The sequence below is a fragment of the Mesocricetibacter intestinalis genome, assembly GCF_004363295.1.
Classification (GTDB): Bacteria; Pseudomonadota; Gammaproteobacteria; order Enterobacterales; family Pasteurellaceae; genus Mesocricetibacter; species Mesocricetibacter intestinalis.
In genome coordinates, this window is record NZ_SNYQ01000002.1 from 270644 (window position 1) to 295937 (window position 25294).

Consider the following 25294-nt stretch of genomic DNA (forward strand, 5'->3'; position numbering starts at 1 on the left):
CAATATTTGCACTTTTTTACTATTTGCACTAATAGTTAAAAAAGCCGTTTGGCTAAATAGAAAAGGGAAACCTAGGGTTTCCCTATGTTATTTTTTATACCCATAGCGGACGGAATCCCCTTCGGCGGTTATTTCCGCCAACTTAGCAATGCCCAATGCTGCCGAGGGCTGCGGCTTAAACTTTGGCTATGGGTTCGATAATAATCTTGCAGCTTATGGATTTCCCATTCATTCAGTTCGGAATCTACAAGGCTTTTTACCGATTGGATAAAATCTTCCGAGCTAAGTTCAAGCGGCTTGTTTGGTGTCGCATCTTCAATAAAATTCACATTAACCCGATAGCCCTGTTGATAGAGCATATTGACTGCGTAAATATAGCTCGGAAAGGCTATTTTATCCCTCCCGATCTGGCGCAGTAGGCGGCGGAGGCTAAAATCCTTATCTACCCTCATGGTCATATATACCGCCTTTTTCGCTTTGCTGTTCAGTTTATCCAGTGCCGACTGTAAATCTCCTACCATTGAAGAACGAGAGGAGACGCAAATATCGCATTGGGGGATATGATCCCAATTATCTTCCCAAGCACAATGTAACGTTGTAACATTTTCGATGTTTAACGCTTTTGCCCGCTGTGTTAATAAATCCAGCATCGCACGGCTATAGTCCAGCGCATATACCTGTTTTACTTGGGGCGCCAGGGATAAAGCTATGGCTCCGCCGCCGCAGCCCACATCCAGCAAGCTGTCGTTACGGCTAAAATCCATAGCGGCTAAAAAGCGACGAATATAATCCTGATTCAGATCGGTATTCCGCGTTTGCAGCTGACGTGCTTTGTCATCCCAATCTAGGGCTTGTTTGGGTTTGCGTGCGCACAGCTTTATATGATTATGGTAGAGTTGGGAAAAGTCCGTATCATCAATGGTTTTCATCTTGATTCTTGGTTATCCTCTTGCTTTTTTTGTTTTCTCGATAAATCAATTCTCCCCATACCAATTTGTTGCGGATTGTTGCGGAAAAATCTCCACACTACCTAAGTGAAATGATAGGGCGGATTGGCTGGGGAAGGCTCAATCCGTATCTAAAATATCGGTAAATTGCGCATTCAGTATTGTGGCCAGATGGCGGGGGCAAAGCTCTACGCTTAGGCCGCGTTTCCCCCCGGAAATATAGATATGCTCAAATGTTAAGGCGGATTGGTCGATAACGGTTTTCAGGCGTTTTTTTTGTCCCAGCGGGCTGATTCCGCCCACCAGATAACCGCTGCTTTTCTGAGCGGAATCCTTGTCCGCCAACTCGACTTTTTTCACCCCGATAGCCTTTGCCGCTTTTTTCAGGCTCAGCATATGGGCGGTAGGCAAGACGAAACAGGCCAGTTTTTTCTGATCGCCGTTTTCGGCGACCAAGAGGGTTTTGAAGGATTGATTCGGATCTATCCCCAGCTTTTCCGCCGCTTCATCGCCGAAATGGGTATTGTCCGGATTATGCTCGTAGCTATGCGGAATAAAAGGGACTTTCTGCTTTTTCAATAAATCGATAGCCGGTGTCATTGTATTTTCTCGCTAAAAATCAGTAGAATAACGCCTTATTGTATCGCCGGGAGAAATAAATATGAAGAGCTTACATATCGCCGTTGCGGCGGAATTTGATTTATGTGAAAAAATTGCAGAGTTTTTACAATTAAGCCAATTGGACATTGAGCGATTATCCGTTATTGAAATTTATCCTTTTAAAGAAGAGCAGAGCATACGCTTTCAGGGAAAAGCAGTGGCGCAGATAAGCGCGGAAGAAGCGCAGTGGGCGGATTTCGATTATCTTTTATTCGGCGGTGATATTAATCAGGTGCAATATCTGGCGACGGCGGCACAGGCGGGTTGTATCGGTTTGGATATAAAAGGGGTTTGTTCCTCCTTATCCGATGTCCCTGTCGTTGTTCCGGAGGTGAACCCGCAGCAGTTGATCGAACTGCGCCAGCGTAATATTGTTTCGCTGCCGGATCCTATTGTTAGTCAGCTTGCTTTGGCTATTGCCGGGTTGGTTGGTGAAAATGCGGCAAGTCGTTTTTTGGTCAGCACATTATTACCGGCTTCTTATGAGAATGCTGAAAGCGTAACTCAGCTGATCGGACAGACTGCACAGCTGTTAAACGGCATTCCGCTGGAGGACGAACAGCAGCGACTGGCATTTGATGTTTACCCCGCACGTAACGAACAATTGCAGCGCCAGTTACAGAAAATATTTCCGCAGTTAAATGACAATCTGGTCTTTCATTCGATTCACGTACCTGTATTCTACGGTATGGCGCAGATGGTTACCGGGATAACGGATTATGCCGCAGATAGGGAAGCGATCATCGGGCAATGGCAGAGCGGCGATCTTATTCGCTTCCATGAAAATAAAGGGATTACCCCGGTGATTAACGGCGAAAGGGAGAACGGCGAAGAGCTAGTGCATCTGCATATTAGTGATTTCAGCCTGAGCGAGAATGAAATTCGCTTCTGGTCGGTGGCGGACGAGCAACGTTTTAATATCGCCTTGTTGGCGGTACGTCTGCTCGAATTAATTTACCGGCAGGGATATTAATAGGGCGGATAGCCGGCTTTTATCAAATCGGAGAGAATTGGCGCCCGCCATTAGAATTATGTAAAAAAATACCGCACTTTAGCTGTTTAAATATAAAGTGCGGTATTTTTTATCCTATATTTTTATTGGTTGCTAGGGTTAGAAAATCGCAACGGATAATCCGACGATAAGACCTAAAGAAAGGATAACCGTAAGCATGGCATAACCGAAAGTACCCATTTTTTCACTCCTAATTAATGATAAACGCAGGCATTGTATCAGCAGGCAAGGCACAAAGCTATTTTTTCCAGCAATTTCAACGGGAATTTGTGATGAAGCGCAAATTTTTCCCATTTATACCAATTAAAGATTAACCATTCGCCCCCTAATCTTTATAATACCTGCAGATTTTTATGGAGAAAGATAATGGCAACGATTAAAGATGTCGCAAAAATGGCCGGCGTATCTACTACCACGGTATCTCATGTCATTAATGATACCCGCCATGTGGCGGAGGAAACCAAACAAGCCGTATTAGCGGCTATTGCACAATTAAATTATTCCCCCAGTGCGGTAGCGCGCAGTTTAAAGGTTAATACCACAAAATCCATCGGTATGATCGTTACCAATAGCGAAGCCCCTTATTTTGCCGAAATTATTCATGCGGTAGAGGAGCATTGTTACCGACAGGGCTACTCGCTGTTTTTGTGTAATACTCAGAATAATCCGGAAAAAATCAAGAACCATCTGGAAATGCTGGCGAAGAAGCGAGTTGACGGGGTGTTGGTGATGTGTTCCGAATACAAACAGGATAGTCGCAACCTATTAAAAAATTACAGCTATCTGCCGATGGTCGTGATGGATTGGGGCCCGATAAATCCGGATACGGATCTGATTTTAGACAACAGCTTTGAAGGCGGCTATCTGGCCGGTAAGCATTTAATTGATAACGGCCATAGGGAAATCGGCTACCTTAGTGCGGATTTAAGTAAAACCACGGCAAGAAAACGTTACGAAGGTTTTTTACAGGCGCTGGCCGAGGCGGGCATAGAAATGAATCCCGATTGGCTGCTGGAGGGTGCCTTTGAACCTGAAGACGGTTATGAGTGCATGAATAAGATTCTGGCGCAGGAAAAACATCCGACCGCCGTATTCTGCTGTAATGACGTGATGGCATTAGGTGCGATGTCGGCCTTGACCGAGCGAGGGTATCAGGTACCGCAGGATTTTTCCGTTATCGGTTACGATAATGTACATGCCTCGCGTTTTTATTCGCCGCCGCTCACCACCATACATCAATCAAAAGCGCGTTTGGGCGAACGGGCGCTGAAATTATTATTCGAGCGTATCGCTGATAAAGGCGCTAAGCGGGAAACCATCGAAATCCATCCGGAGCTGGTGATCCGTAAATCGGTGAAAAAAATAGCTTAGGGACAGGATTAAATCCGCAACAAAAACTCGGTAAAAAAATACCGCACTTTTGCCCGGTTTCGTTCCGGTGCAGTGCGGTATTTTTTATCGGAAATAATGATTAATCTTCCAGTATTTGTAATTTTGCCACGGCATTGCGATAGGAGATTTCCAAGTTTTCGCGGCTGCTGGCGGTAACCCCCTGATCGATGAGGAAACCGTCCTTCACATCATATACCCAGCCGTGCAAGGATAGGTTTTTTCCCTTTTGCCAGGCGGATTGAATAATCGAGGAGCGTCCGAGGTTATATACCTGTTCCGCTACATTGATTCTGGTCAGCATATCGGCGCGCTTCTCGGCGGAAAGGTTGCCCAGCAAATGATTATATTTAAAATAAATATCGCGGATATGCAGCAACCAGTTATTGATGAGCCCCAGATCCTGATTCGCCATGGCGGATTTGATGCCGCCGCAGTTGGTATGCCCGCAAATAATGATATGTTCGATATTCAACACGTCCACGGCATATTGCACCACGGACAGACAATTTAGATCCGTATGGATAACCTGATTACCCACATTGCGATGCACAAATAATTCGCCGGGGCCTAAATTCGTCAGTTTTTCTGCGGGGACACGGCTGTCGGAGCAACCGATCCATAAATAACTCGGCGTCTGATGATCGGCCAATTCTTTGAAGTAAGAAGAATTTTCTTCCTTCATGCGCAAGGCCCAGCTGTGGTTATTGGCAAATAATTGCTCTATTTTTTTCATTCTGCGATACTCCCGCGACTTCTGCTATAATGGCCAATTCGGATTGCAAGTATATAGGAACGACGCTTTGCGTCAAATTTTATTGAGAGAATCAAGTGTTCGCATTAGAAATAACGGAATTAACCAAAGAATATAAAAACGGGGTAAAAGCCTTGCAGGGAGTGAATCTTCGTGTACAGGCCGGAGATTTTTACGCATTGCTCGGACATAACGGTGCGGGTAAATCCACAACTATAGGTATCGTCAGCACCTTGATTAATAAAACCGCCGGTAAGGTGAAGGTATTCGGCTATGATTTAGATTCCCAACCGGCCTTATTAAAACAGCAAATCGGTTTAGTGCCGCAGGAATTCAATTTTAATCAGTTTGAAAAGGTTATCGATATTCTGTCTAATCAGGCGGGATATTATGGTATCCGCCGCGCCGAGGCGGAAAAAAGAGCGGAATACTGGCTGAAAAAACTGGATTTATGGGATAAAAAAGAGCAGCAGGCTATGCGTTTGTCCGGCGGTATGAAGCGCCGCCTAATGATTGCCAGAGCATTAATGCACCAGCCCCGCCTTCTGATTCTGGACGAGCCGACCGCTGGGGTGGATATTGAACTGCGCCGCACCATGTGGACTTTTCTGCAGGAACTGAACCGGCAGGGAACCACCATTATTCTTACCACCCATTACCTTGAAGAGGCGGAAATGCTCTGTCGTCATATCGGCATTATTCAACAGGGGCGGTTGGTTATCGATATGCCGATGAAAGATCTGCTCGCCAAACTGGAAACCGAAACCTTTATTCTGGATTTAGCCCAAGGCGGTCCGCTGCCGAAAGTGTCGGACTACCATATTAGATTACTGGATAAGAATACATTGGAAGCTGAGGTGCATCGCGAACAGGGGCTGAATCGGCTGTTCGAGCAGCTCTCGGCACAGGGTGTCAGCGTGCTAAGTATGCGTAATAAGGCGAACCGACTGGAAGAGTTATTTGTCGGAATGTCTCTGAATAAACCCCATGAAGAAGCCAAAGCCGCAAATAACGAAGGAAGAAAAAAATGAAATTAGCCTGGGTTGCCTTTAATACGATTTTACATAAGGAAATTCGCCGTTTCACCCGTATCTGGGTGCAGACTCTGGTACCGCCGGTGATTACCATGAGCCTTTATTTTGTGATTTTCGGTAAATTAATCGGCGGACGCATCGGTGAAATGAACGGCTTCAGCTATATGCAGTTTATCGTGCCGGGATTGATAATGATGTCTTCGCTGACCAATGCCTTCGCCAATGTAGCCTCCTCCTTTTACAGCACCAAATTCGCCCGCAATGTGGAAGAATTGCTGATTTCGCCGACATCGCCGCATGTGATTATTCTGGGCTATATGGCGGGCGGTATGGCGCGCGGCTTATGTGTGGGCGCCTTGGTAACTGCGGTTTCGTTGTTTTTTGTTTCCTTTGAGATTCATTCCTGGCCGGTGATTTTTCTCACCTTGCTGATGACGACTTCCGCCTTTGCCTTGGGCGGATTAATCAATGCGGTATTCGCCCGTTCCTTTGACGATATCAGCATTATCCCGACCTTTGTATTAACGCCCTTAACCTACCTGGGAGGGGTTTTTTATTCCATCAGTCTGTTGCCGCCCTTTTGGCAGGCAGTGTCGAAACTAAACCCCATCGTATATATGATCAACGGTTTTCGCTACGGCTTTTTAGGGATAACGGATGTGGGATTGGGGTATACCTTCGGGGTTCTAAGCTTATTTATTCTGGGGTTGTATGCCTTTGCCTATTATTTGATTCGTCATGGCGTGGGGCTGCGCAATTAAAGGCGGAAGATAAAAAGCCGGGACTAAATTTTCATTTCCTCCGGCACCTACCCATGAATAAGGACGCCATATCGGCGTCCTTATTTTATCCTATATTGCTAAAAGAGGGTTTCTTTGAGCGTTCTTAGCCCCAAAAAGTAAGGCGGTTTATTTGACTATTTCATAGCAAGGCTCATAGGCATCGCCGCCCGGGAGCTTCATACGATGCTGAACCACAAAATCCTGTAACAGCCGATCCATTTTTTCCATTAAAGCAGGATCCCCATGTAGTTTAAATTTTCCTTTGCGTTCAATCAGATCCTGAGTTTCAGGTTTGATATTTCCCGCCACTATACCTGAAAAAGCTCGGCGCAGATTAGCGGCTAAATCCAGCGTAGACTGCTGCCGATGTAAATTAAGCGCCTCCATATTTTGATGGCTCGGCACAAAAGGCTGCTGAAAGAGAGGATCGATTTTTAGCGACCAATTAAAACAGTAGCTGTCCGAATGTTGATAACGCAGCTGCCGGATAGCTTGCATCGCCGCTTTCATTTGGCGGGCGACGGCGGGGGCGTCTTCAATAATAATCTGATACAAATTGCGCGCATCTTCACCCAAGGTTTCCCCCACAAAGCGATCAATGGCGGCGAAATAATCGGCACTTTCCTGCGGGCCGGTTAGGATCAGCGGTAAATCCTGCAACTTATTTTCCGGATTGAGCTTGATACCCAGAATATACATAAATTCTTCAAAGGTTCCCGGCCCGCCAGGGAAGATTACAAACCCATGTCCCATACGGATAAAAGCTTCCAGACGTTTTTCAATATCCGGCATAATAATCAGCTCGTTAACAATCGGATTCGGCGGTTCGGAAGCAATAATCGAAGGTTCGGTAATACCGATAAAACGGCTGTTTTTAAAACGCTGATTGGCATGGCCGATAGCGGCGCCTTTCATCGGCGCTTCCATAACACCGGGACCGCAACCGGTAATAATATTAAGTTCGCGCAGCCCCAATTCCATTCCAACCGCACGGCAATACTGATATTCCGTCTGATTAACCGAATGTCCGCCCCAACATACGATAAGGTTAGGCTCTTCGCCGACGATTAGGGCTTTCGCATTACGCAAAATGGAAAAAACCTGATTGGTAATATGTTTTCCGTCTTGAAAATCTAAGGGATTAATGCGCTGATTGAGTAAATGCACAAATAAAATATCGCGTAATACGGCAAATAAATGGTACTGAATATTGCGGATTATTACTTTATCTACAAAGGCTTCCGCCGGAGGATTATGCAGCTCAAGGCGTACTCCCCGCTCCGTGGCGAGTAAATAAATATCAAAATCGGGATATTTATTCAGTAATTCCCGGCTATCATCGGTAACCGAACCGGAATTAAGAACCGCCAGAGAGCAGTTGCGGTAAAGGGTATAAAGCTTGGACTGTGCTTTTTTAGTCAGCTGTTCCACTTCAAGATGGGACAGTTGATCCATGCTTCCTTTCGGGTTGACGTAATGAATATTGCTCATATTTATCCTTGCTTATTGCCGAGCCAGACGAAAATTGGCGGGGCAGGGTTCAAAATTGGAACGGAAAGGGTTAATGTCTAATCCGCCCCGTCTTGTATAGCGGGCATACACCGTTAATTTTTGCGGACGGGCATAATGTTGCAGATCGCAGAATATTCGTTCGACGCATTGTTCATGAAATTCATTATGTTGGCGGAATGAAATAAGATAACGCAGCAGCTTTTCAGGTTGAATCCGTGCGCCGATATAATGAATTTGAATGCTGCCCCAGTCCGGTTGGGCGGTAATCAGACAGTTGGATTTCAATAAATGGCTGACTAGGGTTTCTTCCACGATTTGAGCGTCGGTACAATTTTCAAGCAGGTTCGGATTAAAGCGGTAATCTTTTATTTCTATATCCTGATTATCAATACATTGTCCTGGGAGGGCGGCAATAGGTATTCCGCTATAATCCGCCAGAGAATTTAACCGCACTTTCACCCCACCTCCTGCACAGGCGCTAAGATCAAGCTGCATAGCCCGTTGCACTTCAGCGGCATCGGTAAATTTAGTTTGATTAAAGCTATTCAGATAGAGTTTAAAACTTTTCGATTCAATCAGATTCTCAGAGCGGAAATCAATTTCGATATCGGCCACGGCAACCTGGGGGACGCCTTTAGGATTAAGCCATGAAATTTCATAAGCAGTCCAGATATCTGCGCCCAGGGTAAAGGGTTGTTGGAGAGTAATGCCTAAACCGTCTCGATTTAAAGCACGCGGCACCGCCTGTAATAAACGGGGATCGTAGTCGCTCGCGTATTCGGTTTTTTTGCCCAGTTTTAATGTGTTTAAGCTATGATCCTGATAATTCATTTTTCCTCGTTACTGGCTATAAAAAATTCCATGATAGATTGGAAAGCAGGCGGCAATGATCGCATTTAAAATGGAAAAGGTCAAAGATTGGCTGGGACAAATGCCAGTGCTTTCCGCACTGCGGACAGCGGCGATTTTTTTCCTGTTCGGCATCTTCTCCGCCGCAGCGATACAGATAATAATAGGTGGGAATTCCAGTATGGGTTTCAATGGCGTTGGCCAGATAATTACCATGTTTAAATAAGCGACTTTCGGTCGAAGAAATTTCCCCTAATGCCTGCCGTTCTAGAATTGAGCCGTTCATTTGCAGCTGATCGCAAGCCTGCCAGTTTTCCTGCCATTTAATTAAATCCATGCTCAGATGAGGCAGCTCCTTTAGTTGCTTATATAAAGGAATTGGCGCCAAGTCATCGCCGCTGTGCAACGGGGAACAGGATTGCAGATAAGTGGTGTAGAGCAGTTGCCAGGTCGGCCTGCTGTTTTCCGCCGTTACATCGGAATTGAGGTCATCGGCGACAATTTGAAAACTTTCCAAAAAAACACCGCACTTTTCCGCCAGCCCTAATGCGCGTTCCACTTCGAGATTATTATAATCGGGCAACAAACTTTGCTGTTCGGGGCAGGTTACCCGCAAGGCGATGCCGTTTTCTTCCTCATGTCGGGCTAAAAACAGCGGAATTTCCCGCCCGATAATCTGACCGTTATAACGCCATTGTTCCACAATTTGATTAACGGCATCTGCCTGTTGCCGGCAATCTTGTTGCCCCGCATTACTGAAAAACACTTCCGTCAGATACATTTTTTACAATTTTGAACCGATTTTGTTTAAAATAGGCGCCCATCATACGCGATAACAGAGCAGAGGTCTATTTTGCCCATTTATATTCAGACCAAACAACATTTAAATCGGCTGCAGGATAATATGCGGCAACTCGGTTTATGGCAGGCGTCGCCACCGCCGGAAGAGGCATTTAACAGTATTGAACCCTTCGCTATTGATGCGATGAGTGCGACGGAATGGCTGCAATGGGTATTTATTCCCCGTATGCAGGCTTTGGCAGACAGCCGCGCCCGATTACCGAGCCGGATTGCTGTATCCCCTTATATTGAAGAAGCACTGAAAGAAACGGAGGGATTAGGATTATTACTGGCGCCCTTACTGGAACTTGAAAAGTTGTTGCAGGAAAGCTAAAAATCATGCTGGAAATTTTATATCGGGATGAACATATTGTCGCCGTGAATAAGCCGGCCGGGATGCTGGTACATCGCAGCTGGTTGGATAAGCATGAAACCCGTTTCGTTATGCAAACCCTTAGGGAGCAGATAGGGCGTTTAGTCTATCCCATTCATCGCTTAGATCGCCCGACCTCCGGGGTGCTGTTGTTTGCCCTGAGCAGTGAAGATGCGAATAAATTATGCCGCCAGTTTGAACAGAAATTTATCTATAAAACTTATTTGGCGTTGGTACGCGGCTATGTGGCAGGCAAGGGAGAAATTGATTATCCGTTGAAAATTCGACGCGATAAAATTGCTGATAAATTTAGCCGCGAAGATAAAGAGGCGCAGGCGGCAATAACCCGTTATCAAAGCCTAAAAACGGTGGAAATGCCTTATCCGGCAGGGCGTTATTCCAGTGCGCGTTATACATTGTTGCAGCTAACGCCGCAAACGGGACGCAAACATCAGTTACGTCGTCACATGAAACATATTTTCCATCCCATTTTAGGTGATACGCAATATGGCGATTTACACCAAAACAGAGCCTTGGCGGAACATACCGGAGTATCCCGCCTGATGCTGCACGCCCAATGCTTGGGATTTCATCATCCCCGTTCTGGGGATTATCTTGAAATATTTGCCGATACCGATGAACAATGGAAGGGGCTTATGGCGACTTTCGGTTGGTAATATTGAGTAAGAAGAGGAAAAATAATGCCGGACAATGAATTATTAAATCTAAATCATGAGCAGCAACAACAGGCTGTAGAGCGAATACAGCTATTAATGGCCCGGGGAATCGGCAGCGGAGAGGCGATTGCCATTGTCGCCCGGGAGTTAAGGAATAAATGTGCTTCTGAACAAACAAAAAGTGCGGAAAAATAACCGCACTTTAGATAAAAAATATTGCCGAGGTTAATTTTTCGGCGGTTTAATCGCCAGTAAGTTACATTTCAGTTTACTGATAACATGCTCGGCAGTATTTCCCAACAGGGCGGCGGACAGGCCGGTGCGTCCTACCGTACCCAATACGACCAGTTCCGCTTCCAGTTCTTCCGCTACCTGCGGAATTACATCTTCCGGAAATCCTTCGCGTACATGGGTATGATCTTCGTCAATACCGAATTTTTGGCGTAACGCCTTCATATTGATCAGATGCTGACCGCGGATACCATTGGTATATTCGCTGGTATGAAATTCCGGTAGATCAATTGCCATATTAATCGGAGTCGGAGGATAAGCGCTGACCAAATGAATATTACCGCGCTCCAGATTATCTGCCAGATCAATTCCCAGGGAAACCAACTGTTGGTTAAATTCATCATGATATTCTTCATCGCCGGAAACATTTACCGCCACAATAATACGACGCTGATGCTTCCAGTCGCCATCTCTAACCATCAAAATCGGCACCGGGCATTTACGCAGCAACTGCCAATCCATCGGCGTGAAGATCAGTGAAGTGAGGCTTTCTTCCTCTTTGGTGTATTTTACGACCAAATCATAATGGTGCTGTTCAAATAAGGCGACGATAGATTCCGCCTCATTGCTGCTCCAGACGATATTGGTATCGAACTCAATCATAGGATCGGCGTATTTTTCCAAAAAGGTATTCACATATTGTCTGCGCTGTTCGATCATTCCCTGATGCATTTCTTCCCGTTCTTCGGAAGAAAGCAGAGCCGACATTTCATAAGATAAATCATAGGCTGCCGAGAATACGGTGATTTTTACCGGTTTTTCGTTTTTTTGTTCTTTAACCAGTCTTACCGCTCTTGAAAGGGCGTATTGTTTTTCGTTTTCGGGGTTAAGGACAACAAGTATATTATTAAACTTCATAATTACCTCCATTCCAATCTGCAATTACGCCGATAGAATAGAGGAGAACCGGAGGGATAACAAGAAAAAGAATTAAAAAATGTGATACAAGGCAAAATTTGAAGCATAAAAAAATGACGGCTGCCAAAAAAGTTACACCGTCATTTTTTAGGGGAATCGCTCAGCTTAAATAGCCATTTCTATTTTGGTTCGAGCCGTGCCGGATAATTCGATTAACTGATTCATGTCGTTAATGGTAATGTATTTTCCCTGCACCGACAGAATACCGATTTTTTGAAAACGACCGAGCAAGCGACTGATGGTTTCTACGGTTAATCCCAGATAATTACCTATATCGCCCCGGGTCATGGTCAAACGGAATTCCCGCGAAGAAAATCCCCGTGCGGAATAGCGTTTGGACAGATTGTAAATAAAGGAGGCGAGGCGCTCTTCCGCATTCATTTTGGAAAGTAATAAAATCATTTCCTGATCGGATTTAATTTCATTACTCATTAAACGCATCATCTGCTGACGGAGTTTCGGCATTTTTCCGGATAAATCGTCCAAAATATCAAAGGGGATTTCGCATACCATTGCGGTTTCCAGCGCTTGTGCGAAACTCGGATGATTCATATTAATAATAGCGTCAAACCCGACTAAATCGCCCGGAAGGTGGAAAGAGGTGATTTGCTCCTGACCGGTTTCACTAATGGTATAGGATTTTATCGTGCCGGAACGGATGGCATAGAGAGAAGTCAGTTCGTCTCCTGCTTTAAAAAGAATTTGTGATTTCTGAATCGGCTTTTTACGCTCAATAATATTATCAAGTTGATCCAACTCATGCTCATTCAATGTGAAAGGAATACAAAGTTGGCTGATGCTGCAATCTTGACAATGGATGGCGCAACCTCCCGATTGAATCCGACGACCTGTTTTCGGATCAGCAGTTAAGACTTTCATTTAGTTCCCCAATAACCAATAAAATAAATTCAATACAGCAGAGATTAATTTGATCTAACGCAATAAATGATAACATTAAACCAAAGATTAAGAAACGGTTTAATGAATAAGAATAGAAAACATTGCATTCTTATGGAGAGATTCGGAATATCCTTAGCTTAAATATAGTTACATTGTAACTTTTGGCAGAGAAAGAAATTTTGGCGGGAGAGAAAAATAGTAGGATGCAAAGAAGCCAATAGCAAAACTATCGGCCCTTTGTATTTAGTTAGATGTTGCCATAGCGGCAAGTTCCTTATCAATAAAGAACAGGGCTTTACCTTCAGAACCGAGAATATTGAATTTATCCAGAATAGCACCGAATAGTTTTTCTTCCTCATGCTGTTCCGCAACATACCATTGCAGGAAATTAAAGGCGGAATAGTCTTTTTCTTCAAAGGTTTTACCGACTAATTCGTTAATTTTGCTGGTAATCAGTTTTTCATGCTGATAAGTCAATTCAACCACTTGTTTTAAAGAAGTAAATTCGTGCGGCGGCGCTTCGATGGCTTCAATCACCGCTTTAGCGCCGGTTTCATTCAGATAGGTAAATAATTTGCGCATATGCTGCATTTCTTCCGCAGCATGAGCGGATAAAAATTGCGCCGCGCCATAATAGCCTTTCTGATCGCACCAAGCGCTCATCTGCAGATAAAGATTGGAGGAATAGAATTCCAGGTTCATCTGTGCATTTAAAAGTTTAATCACATTTTCCGATAACATTATATATTCTCCCGTTCAATCTTTATAAAGTGGCTAAATCACGATCGATAAAGTAGAGCGAGCGTCCGTCTTCACCAAGAAGATTGAATTTATCGATAATACCGTTAAATAATTTCTCCTCCTCATGTTGCTCGGCCACATACCATTGCAGGAAGTTAAAGGTGGAGTAGTCTTTATGCTCGAAAGTTACCTCGACTAATTCGTTGATTTTCGCCGTTACCAGCTTCTCATGGGCCAAGGTGGTTTCAAATACTTCTTTTAATGAAGCGTATTCATTCTTCGGCGCATCGATTTTTCCTAATAACGGCAAGCCGCCGGTCTCGCTCACATAGGTAAATAATTTTTGCATATGCTGCATTTCTTCATCGGCATGACGCAACAAAAATGCAGCGGCACCTTCGTATCCGTGAATTGAACACCAGGCGCTCATTTGTAGATAAATATTTGAAGAGTAGAATTCCAAATTAATCTGCTCGTTCAATTTATCGGTAATCGCTTTATTTAACACCTAACTTTCCTCCTAAAATTAATCATTAACATAGCTAAATTCGTTCTTATTCTAACCAGATTTCTTCTCTTTGCAAGTTATTTCTAGTCTAAATTATTAATTTAATTGAAGTTTTTAATAAAAACCATTCTTATTAAAATCAATAATATGAGAACGATTTACAACCGTAACGGAAAGTAAAAAATAATCAGGGCTTATTTAAAGGGGGTTAACCGAATTGGGGATTAACTAAAGCAAAAAATCCCATGGGGCGAATTTAACTCAAACGGATAAAAAAATCCTAGAGTACAAATTTTGTTCGAGCCTTTTTTATTTTTTCAACTTGAACAATACGGCATTTTAACCCGACCAATATGATGTAACTGTATAATTTGTATTGCTTAAACGGTATTTCACACCTGTGCATAACTCTGTGATTTACTTAACCCGTAGTGTTTCCTTACCTTATAACTTATTTCGCATAATGTATATTATGTTAAATAAGATATGCGCAAGCGTAACTTTTTTAGGGCTATAAAATAAGCCGCTTCTCTCTCTCAAATTGCGATGGGAATTCGAATCGATAATTTGTGCTATGGGATGTTATGAATAAATATAAGACGGGATTTTTGCGGAAAAATTAAAGTATGCAAATGCGCTGTTGAATTTAATATTGTTACGATGTAACTCAATAAGAAATGAAATATTAAAAGTTGCTCTTTAATTATCGGTACCTTCTTCCGATAAATTATTTATGGAAATAATGACAACGCTAGGCGAAAAATAGCCCGCAATTTAAGAGGATGGGTCTTATTTTACGCCTAGGATAATCTGAAATTAAAGGCGGAGGTTATCCGAAAATAATTAATATTGATTTAGCAGCTTGCTTCCGTATTCATACAATTGTTGCAGTAACTGCATATTACGCGGATTATTTTCATGCAGCCGGGCTAAATTTTGTAAACTTTCACTAAAAACCACCGCACTTTTTTCCAATTTATTGCGGCAGTATTTTTGCCATTTGATCTGTTCGGCTCGGGTTAAGGTTTTATAAAAATGTCTGGCGCGATAATGAAATAACAACTCCGGAATGCGCTTATCTTCAAAGCTCAAGCCGCTGTCGGCCAGTTTTTCCGGCGCTAAGCTACGCAGAATCGCCATATTATTTTTATCCGCATAACTAAAAAATCCGTTATAAAGTTCGGTTTCTACATTATCTGAGGGTTCAAATGATCGGTCATCGGAAAAAATCTCACAGACTTTTTCGCGAATATCCAGTGATTTTTTTAATCTTTGCAGATTTTGCAGACAATATTCCCTGTTGATGCCAAGTCGCGCCGCATTTTCCGGCAGCAAGGTTTTTGCCGGGGCGATAATCGGACATTTATTGATATGCACAAGTTTTAGTGGAACCGATAATACCCCCTGCCGCTCCAATTCCGCTTTCTTGGTATATAAATTTTCTCTTAATTCGAGCGCATCTTTGCTTAATAAATCATCAATATCGGCGGATAAGTCGCAAACAATAACCGCATTCTGATTACTCGGATGCCAGGCTAAAGGCGCTATCCAGGTCGTATTACCACGCTGATTGCCCAACATACCGGACACATGCACCAAGGGCGTCATATTTGCCGTATCGACCATTTTCTCCACTTCTTTTTTACCGCGCATATCAAAAAAGAACTGAAATAATTTCGGCTGCTTTTGTTTAATCAATTTTGCCATTTCAATGGTGGCGTAAACATCCGCCATAGCATCATGGGCATTACTATGTTCAATACCGTTGGCTCGGGTCAGTTTTTCCAGTTTAAAGGACGGCATACCCTCTTCATCGAAAGCCCATTGGATACCTTCCGGACGTAAGGCATAGCAAGCACGCACCAAATCCAATAAATCCCACCGGGAATTACCGTTTTTCCAACTGTATTCATAAGGGTCAATAAAATTACGATAGAAGGTATAGCGCGTCATTTCATCGTCATAGCGAATATTGTTATAGCCCATTACACAGGTATTCGGCCGGCTGAATTCCTGACGGATAGCTTCGGCAAATTCCGGTTCGCTAATCCCCCGCTCATTGCATTGCTGCGGTGTAATGCCTGTTACCAGCACGGCTTCCGGCGCAGGCAGATAATCGGAGGTTTGTTTACAATATAAAATTACCGGCTCACCGATAATATTAAAATTTTCATCGGTGCGCACTCCGGCAAATTGAGCCGGCCGATCGGAGGCGGGATTAACCCCGAAGCTTTCATAATCGTAAATAAAAAAACTAAAATCCTGCTGCATATCTCTTATCCGAAAAGCTGATTAAAGTAAAAAAGAACCAAAATTGCGGCGATTCCCAATAAAATTCCCGCCAAATTGACCCTACTGATTTTTTCTTTAAAGACAAGGGCGCCGGTGATACTGCCTAAGCAGATCACCCCGATATTCATGCCGGCAAAGACCAGGCTCGGATTCGCACTCAGGCTTTGATGGGCTTTAATATAGAATAAGATATTCATAAAGTTTAAGCCGCCTAAAATAATTCCGCCGATAAAACCGGGAACCGTCCAGATTTCGCGTTTAAACAACAAATAGCCGAACATTACACAAGCGGAAAGGATAAAAGCGATAAATAAAGTGGCCGGAAATGCCGCGCCGCTTTTGGCTACCTGTTTGAACAGAATATCGATAACGCCGTAACCCAGCCAGACAAAAGCCAGTGCGATACCGCCCTTTTGCAGCTGTTTGTCCGCCGCTTTATACAATAGGCAGCATAAGGCGACAAAGGCCAGAATAATGCCGATAAGTTTCCCACTGCTCAGGGTTTCGCCAAAAATAACGAAGGCGGCGATAATGGGTAAAAATAAGGACAGGCGTTGTGCCGCGTCGGCGCGTACAATACCTGCGTACTCTACGGCTTTCGACATAATCATAAATACGCTGGGTAATAAAATGCCCAAGGCGAGAAAGATAAAAGCCTGTTCGCTTTGCAGAACAAATTCGGTAAAGCCGAGGCCTTTGAAATCCGGAGTCAGCACATAATAGGATAATGCCGAAGCGAGGATATAGTTAAAAGCAATGGCCTGACGGATAACAATATTTCTCCGCCGGGCGATCTTCAATAAAACGGATACGGCCACACTGCAGAGTACGGCAAGAATAAGGTTAAGCATAATCATCCGATAAACAAAAGGGGACGCCAATTATAACATTGTTTTTTTCCGGGCTGAACCCGGCTCGAATCCCCTTCTTGTTTAATTTTTATAATCCGCTAGAATGAGAACGTTTTTCACTACAAATGGAGATTGCAATGAAAGTATTTAAAACCCTCTTGTTAACCCTGCCGCTGATTAGCGCTCCCCTGTTGGCCCAGGCTGAAACGGCACCCCTTAAAACCGTAAAAAGCGGATACGATTCGGCCCAGACCTTGGATAAAATTAAACAGGCGGTGGAAAAAAACGGATTAAAATTATTTACCGTCATTGACCATCAGGCCGCCGCAAAAGAAGCCGGACTCAGTATGCCCTTTGCCTCCGTGGTAATTTTCGGCAACCCGAAAGCCGGTACGCCGATGATGCTGGCTGCGCCTACCCTGGCCATCGATTTACCGGTTAAAGCCCTAGTATGGGAAGACCAAAAAGGTGAAGTATTCGTTACCCTCAACGATACGGATAGCATCGGCAAAAAGCACGGTTTGAACGAAGAGGTTTACGGCAAACTGAAAAATCTGGAAAAGTTGATTCCACAGGTGGTTACAAAAGACTGATTTATATATCGACTTTATCAAGCTACCCTATTAAATGAATATTTTCGATTAATAAATCCAGGGATTTTTCAATAACCTGAGCCGATAATATAATAACAATAAATTTTAAGAGTGATTATTCGGGGAACATATGAATATATGGACAATAAAAAGCATTGAACTGGCAAGCCAACAAAACTACCTGGATCTACTCTATAAAGTTTATCCGATGTCAGTAAATTTAAGACGTGAAATAGATCAAACAACCAAAAATAAAATAAGAATTTTTCTTGAAAATAAAGATAAGAAAAATTTACTTTTGACGCTCCTGGAACAGGAAGTATTCCCCATTAAAGATAGCTATATCGCCTATTTAAAAAAAGACAAATCCGCTATAGATCGAAACCCGAATACTGTAGACCGTATTTTCGGAATATTAGTAGATATGGGATTTGATGAAATAATTGATAAAGCCACAGCGCCTAAAGAAACCAATCGACAGATAGGCCCCCTATTCAAGCGTTGGATTAATACGGGAGCCTTGGGGGCTGAGGTCACTAATGATTTTGAACGCTTCTTAAAAAGAGATGGGAATATCATTTTTAATAGCTCTGATGATGCAATGAAAAAATATGCGGGGCAGTATTTAGGATATGACCACGAAAAAGGGTTAGATTTTATTGCTAAATTTAACCATACCTATATTTTGGCTGAAACAAAGTTCTTGACCGACTTTGGTGGACATCAAAATGCACAATTTAACGATGCTATTTCGACGATGAAATCAGCACTTAAGAAGACGGATAAAAATGTAAAAATTATTTCCATTCTTGATGGCGTTCTTTATATAAAAGGGAATCATAAGATGATGAAAGAATTGCGTTCTTTTGATGATAATGAAATTGTTATTTCATCAGTTTTGTTAAGAGATTATTTATATCATTTGTAAATTATGGAATTGATATATCAAGGTAAAAAAAGCGTAGAGGAAATTTTAGAACTTTCTAAATGTTCCCCGGATGCTTATAAGATTGAAAAAGAACGTAATTTATTTTTTTTCGGAGATAACTTTAAGGCGCTTTCCGTATTACTTGCACAAGGTTTAAAAGGTTCTATCGACCTGATTTATATTGATCCTCCATATAATACCAATCAAGTTTTTACAGTGTCCGAGGGGGAAAGAAGCAGTACTATAAGCCGTACAAAAAGTTCGAATACATTAATCGCATACAATGATAATTTTACGCTTTCCAATTATTTGGAATTTATGCGCGAGCGATTGTTCCTTATTCGAGAATTGCTGTCGGATATAGGTTCCTTATATGTGCATATAGATAGCAAAATGGGACATTACTTAAAATTGATACTTGATGAAGTGTTTGGCGCAGATAATTTTATTAATGACATATCTCGGATAAAATCCAATCCTAAAAATTTTAGTCGTAGAGCTTATGGTAATGAAAAAGATATTGTACTTTTCTACGCCAAAAATCATAAAAAAAACATATTCAACAATGTTACTGAACCCCTATCTGAAGATGACAAAATTCGAATGTTCAACAAAGTGGATGGTGCTGGCAGGAGATATAATACGGTACCGGTTCATGCACCGGGTGAAACGGTAAATGGCGATACAGGCAGAGAATGGAAAGGGATGCTGCCTCCCAAAGGCAGACATTGGCGAGTGTCGCCTAAAGAGCTTGATGAGCTGGATGCAAAAAATCTTATTGAATGGTCGAAAAATGGGGTTCCGCGCATTAAAAAATTTGCTGATGAACACAAAGGTAAGAAAATCCAAGATGTATGGACTTTTAAAGATCCCGCCTACCCTATATATCCGACTGAGAAAAATTTACAGATGTTGGAAATGATCATCGCTCAGTCATCAAATCAGGATTCTATTGTTCTAGATTGCTTTGCCGGTAGTGGTTCAACATTGAAAATGGCGGAAAAACTGGGTAGACAGTGGATTGGTGTTGATATTTCTCCTGTATCGCTAAATGTAGTGCAAAAAAATTTGGAGAAAATAGATTTTCAATTAATAAAGCTAGATTGAAAAAGCCATTTTGTATTCCATTAAAAAGTGCGGTGAAAATTTGATAACTTTTCACCGCACTTTTTTATGCTGCTTCCTTAGTCGTGCAATTACTGCTCCGTTGTGCCGAAACCGCGTAAACCGACCACATGTACCTGTTCCTGATTGCCGGAAATTTTACGTACCAGTTTGTAGGTGGTACCTTTTTCCGGGCTGATGTTTTCCGGTGCGGCGATCAGCAGCTGCATATCCAGTCGTTCGCACAGTTCGAACAGGGTGGAAATGGATTTGGCGTCCAATCGCGCCGCTTCATCCAGGAATAACAGGCGACAAGGAATAATATCCTTACCGCGGATACGACGGCTTTCTTCTTCCCAGCTTTGTACCACCATCAGTAGGATTGACATACCCGTACCTATGGCCTCACCGGTGGACAGCGCACCGCTCTCTGCGCGCAACCAGCCGTCGGCGCCGCGATAAACTTCCACTTCCAAATCAAGATAATTACGGTAATCCAGTAATTCTTCCCCGATGGTTTGCGCCGTACGCTGCCCCATATCAATATGCGGATTTAAGCGCTGATAAAGTTTGGCAATGGCTTCCGAGAAGGTGATGCGGTTATCGCTGAATAAATCCTGATATTCTTCCTGATGGCCGGACAGGGCGTCCAGCAACATGGCATGGGTATCGCGGATATTTACCACCAGGCGCACGGATTTAACCTGACCGAAGGAAATATTCTGCAAGCCCTGGTTCAGCATACGAATACGGTTTTGTTCGCGCTGAATGGTTTTACGCATAATATTGGCAACGCTTTCCGAACTGATGGCAAGCTTATGTTCGCGCCCGGTCAATTCTTCGGTCAGACGGGATAATTCAATTTCCATTTGTTCAATGGCATCGATCGGATCATCGGTTTTAATAATATCCTGCCGGATTCGTTCGCGTAGATGCTGATATACGGCAATAAAGAATTTAACCTTGTTTTCCGGTTTGCGGCTATCTTCCGACAGGCGTAAGGCGTCGCGCAAATATTCATTATCGGCCACCGCAGTGCGTAACGCACCCAATGCTTTATCCGACATGGAACGTAAGTCCTCTGCGCTGACATAAGCCAATTCACGTCGATTCAGACGTTTTTCCACATCGCTGTTGCGGGATAAACGGAGCACCGTACACCAGCTGACCTTGGCGGCGACCACGATTTCACGCTGGGTTTTGTAATCGCGCTCCGCTTTACGGATACGGCGGTTCAGATTTTCCCCTTCGCTTTCGATCAGGGTCAGCTGTTTTTCAATATAGCTGCGACGCTGACGGGTGGTCGATAGTTGCTGATAGAGGTCGTCTTTACGCATACGCGCTCGCTCCTCCGCCCCGCTGTCGGCACGTACGCCCAATTCGCTGACTTCCTGCAGCAATTCTTTCAGCATCTGATTTTTACTTTCGAAGGCGCTTTGCAGCTGAATATAGAGCTGATTATATTGGGCGAATTGCGCCTGTTTCTGGCGCAACTGCTCGCGTTGCTGCTCTCTTATCCCCTGAACCTGTTCCAAACGCTGGCGCAACTGTTCGTTCAGTTCGCCGGTTTCGGTTTGCACATTTTCATGGGCATAACCGAAATGGGCTTTACGCTGTACCGCATCGGCCAAGGCGAAGCATTTTTGCTGCAACAAACGCTGAGCTTCCGCCGCCTGGGCTAAATCCTGTTTTAAGCGCTGATAGTTTTCCGGATCGCTTTGTAAAGTATTGGCTATCGGCTCCAGCTGTGCCAAGGCGGCACCGTGTCTGGCGATAAATAATTCGTCCTGCTCGGCTAAATCCAGTTGTTCACGGCATTCGTCGATACGATCCGGCAGGCTTTCATCGGCGATTAGGTTGAGTTGCGGAATCAGTTTGTTCAGCAGCTGCATCTGTTCTTTGGCATTGTCCAGTTTTATCCGAACCTGCTGCTGATCGGTATTGAATCTGTCCAGTTCGCGACCGATTTCATTGCGACGGCGGTTTAACTGCTGCATGGTTTCTTCCGGATTCGGCCGGAATGCCAGGGCCAGATGTAAACCGACAAATTGGCTGAGTTGCTGATGCAGGCGCTGACATTTTTGTACGTCAAAGGCGCGCTGGGCGTATTCCTCCGCCACTTCGTCCCGTTCGAGCTGTAATTTTTCCAAATGTTTCTCTCTGGCGGCCCGTCCGAACAGTGGGATTTCCGGGAATTTGGAATAACGCAATTCGCGTTCGGAAACCTGAACCACTACCCCCTGCGACAATTCTTGAGCGGATAATACGTTGTCGTCAAAGGCGGCGGGATCCCCTTCGATTAGATATAAATCCTCCGGGCAGTCTTCCAGCTGTTCCAGTTGTTCGCGCACCTGATTTAAATCGCGTACAACAATGGCATGGCGTGCCGGGCCGTATAAGGCGGAGAAATAAGGCGCATCTTCAATCGGCACATCATCATACAGTTCCGATAATAATACCCCGCCGAAACGTTCCGCCAGTACGTTTAAACGCGCATCTTCCGAACCGTCCGGCTGACTTAAACGGGAAATTTGTTCGTCCAGCCGGCTGCGGCGCTGCTCCGCCTGATCGCGCAGAATCGTATATTCACGCTCTTTTTCCAGCTGCAGCTGCATAAAGTTCATCACGTCCTGACTATCCTCAAAGACTTCTCCGCTTTGTTCCTGCAGGCGTTCCAGGGCGGCGCGGGCGGTTAGCCAAGCCGGCGCATTGGCGGCATTTTCTTGGTAAAGGCTATTCAGCTGTTCCTGTTGCTGACGCAGGGCGGAACGCTGTTCCAACTGATCCGACAGCTCCGCATTGAGATCTTCGATCAGAGCCTCTTGTTGTGCATAATAGTCTTCCAGCGCTTCGGCGTTATCCAAATTCAGCCCTGCACGCTGATTAAAATCTTTTAATAAAACCACCGCACTTTGACGTTGCTGTTGGCGTTGTTCCAGCTCATGCAGTTTTGCCCGCAGTTGCGGCGTCTGCATGGCCTGAACTTTTTGTTGCGGATAATCGCGCAATAATTCTTTGGCGCTTTCCCAGGCGGCGGCACGCGGTACTTCGCCGGCAATTTTACAAACCAGCTGATAGGCTTTATCGAATTGGGTTTTAGCCGCTTCCGATACGGACATTTTCTGTTCCAGTTCGAGCACTCGTTCGGTGAGAGTATCCGCCTGTGCGCTGAATTCCTGATGATATTCTTCCATGTTTTTCACCGACAGCTCCGGCAGACCGCACAGCGCTTTGGCTTTTTCCAACGCCTGTAACGCCTGCTGATACTGTAATACCCGGGTTTGTTGCGCATCCAGCGCCTGCTGGTAATCCGCCAGTTGGGTACGAATTTGATCCAGTTCGTTTTCCGTTTCTTCAACGCGTCCTTGGCTTTCTTCCAGCTGCTCGTTTGCGCTTTCTACAACGATTTTCTGTTCTTCCAGTTTTTCCGCAAGCTCGTTTACATCTTCTTGGTAACGCTCGATTTTTTCCTGATGGCGTAATGCGTTCATGACCAGATTTAAATGATCGGAAGCGCTCTGGTGATCCACTTCGAGGACTTTTTCGCTTTCGCCCAGCTCCGCGGCCTCACGGCTTAAGTCGATTAATTTATGCTGGGATAAATCCCGCTCCGATTTGGCCGCATACCATTCTTTCCGGTAATCAAGAGCGTTTTTAACGTTACCCTGGCGTTCGTTGGCGTTGCGCATATAATCTGAGGCCACATAGTTGGTGGTTTCGGTAATTAAATGCTTGAATAAATCGCGATCCGCCTGAGTCATTTTGATGGCTTCAAGGGTCATGCGGTTTTCCCGCAGCGCACTTTCCATATCCTGAAAGGCTTTACGTACCCCCAGATTCTCCGGTAGCAAATAATCGCGTAGGGATTTGGTAATCGCACTGGAAATTCCGCCGTACAGAGAGGCTTCGATTAATTTATAAAACTTGCTGCGATCGGAGGCGGAACGTAAACGGCGCGGAATAATACCGAGGTCAAACATCATTCCGTGATAATCGGTAATGGAATGATATTGTTTAAATTGTCCGCCCAGACCTTCGATTTTATCTTTCAACTCCGGCAGATTCAGCACGCGGGCCTGACGTTCGTTTACGCTTTCAGTGAGAAGTGAGGTGGGATTTAGTGATAATTCGATACCTTGGAGCGAGAAGGTTTTGATATCGACTTTTTTATCCCGTCCCGCGACCTGCTGCAATCTTGCCCCGACCAGAACGCGCTGATGACGGGAGTTTATCGTATCCAGCACCGCATAGCATACGCCCGGGCGCAGTTTACCGTGCAAACCCTTATCACGGGAACCGCTGGTGGCGCCGGCCTCGGTGGTATTACGGAAATGCAATAGGGTCAGATCGGGGATCAGTGCGGTAACAAAACCGGCCATAGTGGTGGATTTCCCCGCCCCGTTCCCACCGGAAAGGGTGGTAACCAGTTCGTCCAAATCAAAGGTACGGGCAAAAAAGCCGTTCCAGTTAATCAGAGTCAGAGAACGAAACTTGCCTCGCGGCACCTTGTTTGCAACCGATGTATTTGAGTTTAGCTGAGAGGCGCTTTCCGCCTTATCCTGCTCTAAAACTTCATTTTCCAGTTCTAACGCTTCAGACATTATTCTTCCTCTCCTGCTTCTTCTTGCTCTTGAATTTCTTCGTCTTCTGTTTCTTCGTCATTTTTCACCGCACCTTCTTTCGCCAACTGTAAAGATTGCGGCGTTGCGGCCTCACCGTCCCGAATCAGACGTAATTGGGCTTCCAACGGTTCTTCGCCGGAACGCACTTCCGCCCCGAAGCGAAACACCGATTCGGAAATCGTGAATTTTCCGCTGTTCTGTTCTCCCACCGTATGCAACATACCCAGACGGCGCAGACGTCCGATAGCGGCACGCACCTTTTCCGCCAGTTTTTGCTTATCCAAATCGGAACCGGAGGAACGAGGGTTTATGGCTTTCAACAATTTGCTTTCATCGGCCAGATTAAGCAGTTCGTCATAAACCTCCTGAGCGCTGAAAATCCCCTGTTGAGCCAGACGCTCCGGGCTTAAATACAAATAACAAAGAACCTTACCCACCAGCATTTCCAATTCGCTTAACACGGAACGGGCGATTAATGTGGTGGCTTTCGGGCGCAAATAGAAAAAGCCTTCCGGGGCGCGGATCAGTTCCACATTATAGCGTCGGTAAAAGCTATCCAGTTCGTGCTGAAAATCCGCCAAAAAACTGTAATTATCCAAATATTCCTGACCGATATGTCTGCCGGCACGCAACTGACTGTCTACCGCCGGGAATAAGGGATTGGCAATAGCCGTCGCCAGTTTGAGCGGAATAAGATCCTGAAGATTGTCTGTCATT

At 44.5% G+C, this 25294-nt stretch carries 24 protein-coding genes; 10 read left to right on the forward strand and 14 right to left on the reverse strand.

All coding sequences use genetic code 11. The annotated features are described in order from the left end of the window. Window positions 1-128 precede the first annotated feature (128 nt). Window positions 129-929, reverse strand: coding sequence for a class I SAM-dependent methyltransferase (locus tag EDC45_RS03960; protein WP_133543674.1), 801 nt, complete (start codon window positions 927-929; stop codon window positions 129-131). A gap of 138 nt (window positions 930-1067) precedes the next feature. Next, on the reverse strand, window positions 1068-1547 hold the full coding sequence (ybaK, locus tag EDC45_RS03965; RefSeq protein ID WP_133543676.1) for a Cys-tRNA(Pro) deacylase: 480 nt from the start codon (window positions 1545-1547) through the stop codon (window positions 1068-1070). A 61-nt stretch (window positions 1548-1608) separates the two neighbouring features. Here ybaK and EDC45_RS03970 point away from each other — a divergent pair, with 61 nt between their 5' ends. Both EDC45_RS03970 and purR read left to right on the forward strand, forming a co-directional pair. After that, a complete protein-coding gene (locus EDC45_RS03970) occupies window positions 1609-2580 on the forward strand; it encodes an oxidoreductase (RefSeq protein WP_133543678.1) in 972 nt (323 codons plus the stop codon). Window positions 2581-2985: 405 nt separating this feature from the next. Beyond that, window positions 2986-3990: an HTH-type transcriptional repressor PurR gene (purR, locus tag EDC45_RS03975; RefSeq protein WP_133543679.1), complete on the forward strand. Its 1005-nt coding sequence runs from the start codon at window positions 2986-2988 to the stop codon at window positions 3988-3990. Between the two features lie 100 nt (window positions 3991-4090). Here purR and can read toward each other — a convergent pair whose 3' ends face one another. Beyond that, window positions 4091-4744, reverse strand: a complete 654-nt coding sequence (gene can, locus EDC45_RS03980) for a carbonate dehydratase (protein WP_133543681.1) — start codon at window positions 4742-4744, stop codon at window positions 4091-4093. A 95-nt stretch (window positions 4745-4839) separates the two neighbouring features. Between can and EDC45_RS03985 the strand changes: the two genes are divergently transcribed. Then, entirely contained in the window at window positions 4840-5793 is a 954-nt protein-coding gene (locus tag EDC45_RS03985) for an ABC transporter ATP-binding protein (RefSeq protein WP_133543683.1), read from the forward strand. Beyond that, window positions 5790-6557 carry an ABC transporter permease gene (locus EDC45_RS03990; RefSeq protein ID WP_133543685.1) on the forward strand — a complete coding sequence of 256 codons (768 nt, stop codon included), beginning with the start codon at window positions 5790-5792 and terminating at the stop codon, window positions 6555-6557. Before EDC45_RS03985 ends, EDC45_RS03990 begins: the two co-directional genes overlap by 4 nt. A 147-nt stretch (window positions 6558-6704) precedes the next feature. On the opposite strand, the gene ppnN is transcribed toward EDC45_RS03990, so the two are convergent. Genes ppnN through EDC45_RS04005 form a run of 3 tightly spaced genes read right to left on the reverse strand, consistent with a single transcriptional unit; the run spans window position 6705 to window position 9720 of the window. Then, window positions 6705-8069, reverse strand: coding sequence for a nucleotide 5'-monophosphate nucleosidase PpnN (gene ppnN, locus EDC45_RS03995; RefSeq protein ID WP_133543687.1), 1365 nt, complete (start codon window positions 8067-8069; stop codon window positions 6705-6707). A 12-nt stretch (window positions 8070-8081) separates the two neighbouring features. Further along, entirely contained in the window at window positions 8082-8921 is an 840-nt protein-coding gene (gene queF, locus EDC45_RS04000; protein ID WP_133543689.1) for an NADPH-dependent 7-cyano-7-deazaguanine reductase QueF, read from the reverse strand. 16 nt (window positions 8922-8937) lie between these two features. After that, window positions 8938-9720: a Zn-ribbon-containing protein gene (locus EDC45_RS04005; protein ID WP_133543691.1), complete on the reverse strand. Its 783-nt coding sequence runs from the start codon at window positions 9718-9720 to the stop codon at window positions 8938-8940. A 78-nt stretch (window positions 9721-9798) separates the two neighbouring features. Here EDC45_RS04005 and EDC45_RS04010 point away from each other — a divergent pair, with 78 nt between their 5' ends. The 3 genes from EDC45_RS04010 to EDC45_RS04020 are packed head-to-tail and all read left to right on the forward strand — an operon-like array spanning window position 9799 to window position 11024. Beyond that, window positions 9799-10113, forward strand: coding sequence for a YqcC family protein (locus EDC45_RS04010; RefSeq protein WP_133543926.1), 315 nt, complete (start codon window positions 9799-9801; stop codon window positions 10111-10113). Window positions 10114-10118: 5 nt separating this feature from the next. After that, window positions 10119-10829 (forward strand): tRNA pseudouridine(65) synthase TruC, encoded by a 711-nt coding sequence (gene truC / locus EDC45_RS04015; RefSeq protein WP_133543693.1) that lies wholly within the window; start codon window positions 10119-10121, stop codon window positions 10827-10829. Between the two features lie 24 nt (window positions 10830-10853). Continuing rightward, window positions 10854-11024 carry a YoaH family protein gene (locus EDC45_RS04020; RefSeq protein WP_133543695.1) on the forward strand — a complete coding sequence of 57 codons (171 nt, stop codon included), beginning with the start codon at window positions 10854-10856 and terminating at the stop codon, window positions 11022-11024. Window positions 11025-11054: 30 nt separating this feature from the next. Here EDC45_RS04020 and uspE read toward each other — a convergent pair whose 3' ends face one another. From uspE to EDC45_RS04050, 6 genes are all read right to left on the reverse strand, one after another. Beyond that, window positions 11055-11978 carry a universal stress protein UspE gene (uspE, locus tag EDC45_RS04025; protein WP_133543697.1) on the reverse strand — a complete coding sequence of 308 codons (924 nt, stop codon included), beginning with the start codon at window positions 11976-11978 and terminating at the stop codon, window positions 11055-11057. Between the two features lie 165 nt (window positions 11979-12143). Further along, window positions 12144-12917 (reverse strand): FNR family transcription factor, encoded by a 774-nt coding sequence (locus tag EDC45_RS04030; protein ID WP_133543699.1) that lies wholly within the window; start codon window positions 12915-12917, stop codon window positions 12144-12146. Window positions 12918-13181: 264 nt separating this feature from the next. Next, window positions 13182-13679, reverse strand: coding sequence for a non-heme ferritin (gene ftnA, locus EDC45_RS04035; RefSeq protein ID WP_133543701.1), 498 nt, complete (start codon window positions 13677-13679; stop codon window positions 13182-13184). Between the two features lie 22 nt (window positions 13680-13701). Then, window positions 13702-14187, reverse strand: coding sequence for a non-heme ferritin (ftnA, locus tag EDC45_RS04040; protein ID WP_133543703.1), 486 nt, complete (start codon window positions 14185-14187; stop codon window positions 13702-13704). Window positions 14188-15030: 843 nt separating this feature from the next. Further along, a complete protein-coding gene (gene sbcB, locus EDC45_RS04045) occupies window positions 15031-16458 on the reverse strand; it encodes an exodeoxyribonuclease I (RefSeq protein ID WP_133543705.1) in 1428 nt (475 codons plus the stop codon). Window positions 16459-16463: 5 nt separating this feature from the next. Further along, window positions 16464-17330 carry an EamA family transporter gene (locus tag EDC45_RS04050; protein WP_133543707.1) on the reverse strand — a complete coding sequence of 289 codons (867 nt, stop codon included), beginning with the start codon at window positions 17328-17330 and terminating at the stop codon, window positions 16464-16466. Window positions 17331-17467: 137 nt separating this feature from the next. On the opposite strand from EDC45_RS04050, the gene EDC45_RS04055 reads away from it, so the two are divergent. From EDC45_RS04055 to EDC45_RS04065, 3 genes are all read left to right on the forward strand, one after another. Beyond that, complete coding sequence (locus EDC45_RS04055; protein WP_166635103.1) at window positions 17468-17923, forward strand: DUF302 domain-containing protein; 456 nt, start codon at window positions 17468-17470, stop codon at window positions 17921-17923. Between the two features lie 130 nt (window positions 17924-18053). Then, window positions 18054-18851 (forward strand): restriction endonuclease, encoded by a 798-nt coding sequence (locus EDC45_RS04060; protein WP_133543710.1) that lies wholly within the window; start codon window positions 18054-18056, stop codon window positions 18849-18851. Window positions 18852-18854: 3 nt separating this feature from the next. Further along, window positions 18855-19958 (forward strand): site-specific DNA-methyltransferase, encoded by a 1104-nt coding sequence (locus EDC45_RS04065; RefSeq protein ID WP_133543712.1) that lies wholly within the window; start codon window positions 18855-18857, stop codon window positions 19956-19958. A gap of 89 nt (window positions 19959-20047) precedes the next feature. Here EDC45_RS04065 and mukB read toward each other — a convergent pair whose 3' ends face one another. Both mukB and mukE read right to left on the reverse strand, forming a co-directional pair. Further along, window positions 20048-24556 carry a chromosome partition protein MukB gene (mukB, locus tag EDC45_RS04070; RefSeq protein ID WP_133543714.1) on the reverse strand — a complete coding sequence of 1503 codons (4509 nt, stop codon included), beginning with the start codon at window positions 24554-24556 and terminating at the stop codon, window positions 20048-20050. After that, window positions 24556-25293 (reverse strand): chromosome partition protein MukE, encoded by a 738-nt coding sequence (gene mukE / locus EDC45_RS04075; protein WP_133543716.1) that lies wholly within the window; start codon window positions 25291-25293, stop codon window positions 24556-24558. The genes mukB and mukE overlap by 1 nt, the downstream gene beginning before the upstream one ends. Window position 25294 lies beyond the last annotated feature (1 nt).

Coding starts and splice junctions, on each gene's coding strand:
- EDC45_RS03960 (WP_133543674.1), bottom strand. CDS start 929: ATGAAAACCATTGATGATACGGACTTTTCCCAACTCTACCATAATCAT.
- ybaK (WP_133543676.1), bottom strand. CDS start 1,547: ATGACACCGGCTATCGATTTATTGAAAAAGCAGAAAGTCCCTTTTATT.
- EDC45_RS03970 (WP_133543678.1), top strand. CDS start 1,609: ATGAAGAGCTTACATATCGCCGTTGCGGCGGAATTTGATTTATGTGAA.
- purR (WP_133543679.1), top strand. CDS start 2,986: ATGGCAACGATTAAAGATGTCGCAAAAATGGCCGGCGTATCTACTACC.
- can (WP_133543681.1), bottom strand. CDS start 4,744: ATGAAAAAAATAGAGCAATTATTTGCCAATAACCACAGCTGGGCCTTG.
- EDC45_RS03990 (WP_133543685.1), top strand. CDS start 5,790: ATGAAATTAGCCTGGGTTGCCTTTAATACGATTTTACATAAGGAAATT.
- ppnN (WP_133543687.1), bottom strand. CDS start 8,069: ATGAGCAATATTCATTACGTCAACCCGAAAGGAAGCATGGATCAACTG.
- queF (WP_133543689.1), bottom strand. CDS start 8,921: ATGAATTATCAGGATCATAGCTTAAACACATTAAAACTGGGCAAAAAA.
- EDC45_RS04005 (WP_133543691.1), bottom strand. CDS start 9,720: ATGTATCTGACGGAAGTGTTTTTCAGTAATGCGGGGCAACAAGATTGC.
- truC (WP_133543693.1), top strand. CDS start 10,119: ATGCTGGAAATTTTATATCGGGATGAACATATTGTCGCCGTGAATAAG.
- EDC45_RS04020 (WP_133543695.1), top strand. CDS start 10,854: ATGCCGGACAATGAATTATTAAATCTAAATCATGAGCAGCAACAACAG.
- uspE (WP_133543697.1), bottom strand. CDS start 11,978: ATGAAGTTTAATAATATACTTGTTGTCCTTAACCCCGAAAACGAAAAA.
- EDC45_RS04030 (WP_133543699.1), bottom strand. CDS start 12,917: ATGAAAGTCTTAACTGCTGATCCGAAAACAGGTCGTCGGATTCAATCG.
- ftnA (WP_133543701.1), bottom strand. CDS start 13,679: ATGTTATCGGAAAATGTGATTAAACTTTTAAATGCACAGATGAACCTG.
- sbcB (WP_133543705.1), bottom strand. CDS start 16,458: ATGCAGCAGGATTTTAGTTTTTTTATTTACGATTATGAAAGCTTCGGG.
- EDC45_RS04050 (WP_133543707.1), bottom strand. CDS start 17,330: ATGCTTAACCTTATTCTTGCCGTACTCTGCAGTGTGGCCGTATCCGTT.
- EDC45_RS04055 (WP_166635103.1), top strand. CDS start 17,468: ATGAAAGTATTTAAAACCCTCTTGTTAACCCTGCCGCTGATTAGCGCT.
- EDC45_RS04060 (WP_133543710.1), top strand. CDS start 18,054: ATGAATATATGGACAATAAAAAGCATTGAACTGGCAAGCCAACAAAAC.
- EDC45_RS04065 (WP_133543712.1), top strand. CDS start 18,855: ATGGAATTGATATATCAAGGTAAAAAAAGCGTAGAGGAAATTTTAGAA.
- mukB (WP_133543714.1), bottom strand. CDS start 24,556: ATGTCTGAAGCGTTAGAACTGGAAAATGAAGTTTTAGAGCAGGATAAG.
- mukE (WP_133543716.1), bottom strand. CDS start 25,293: ATGACAGACAATCTTCAGGATCTTATTCCGCTCAAACTGGCGACGGCT.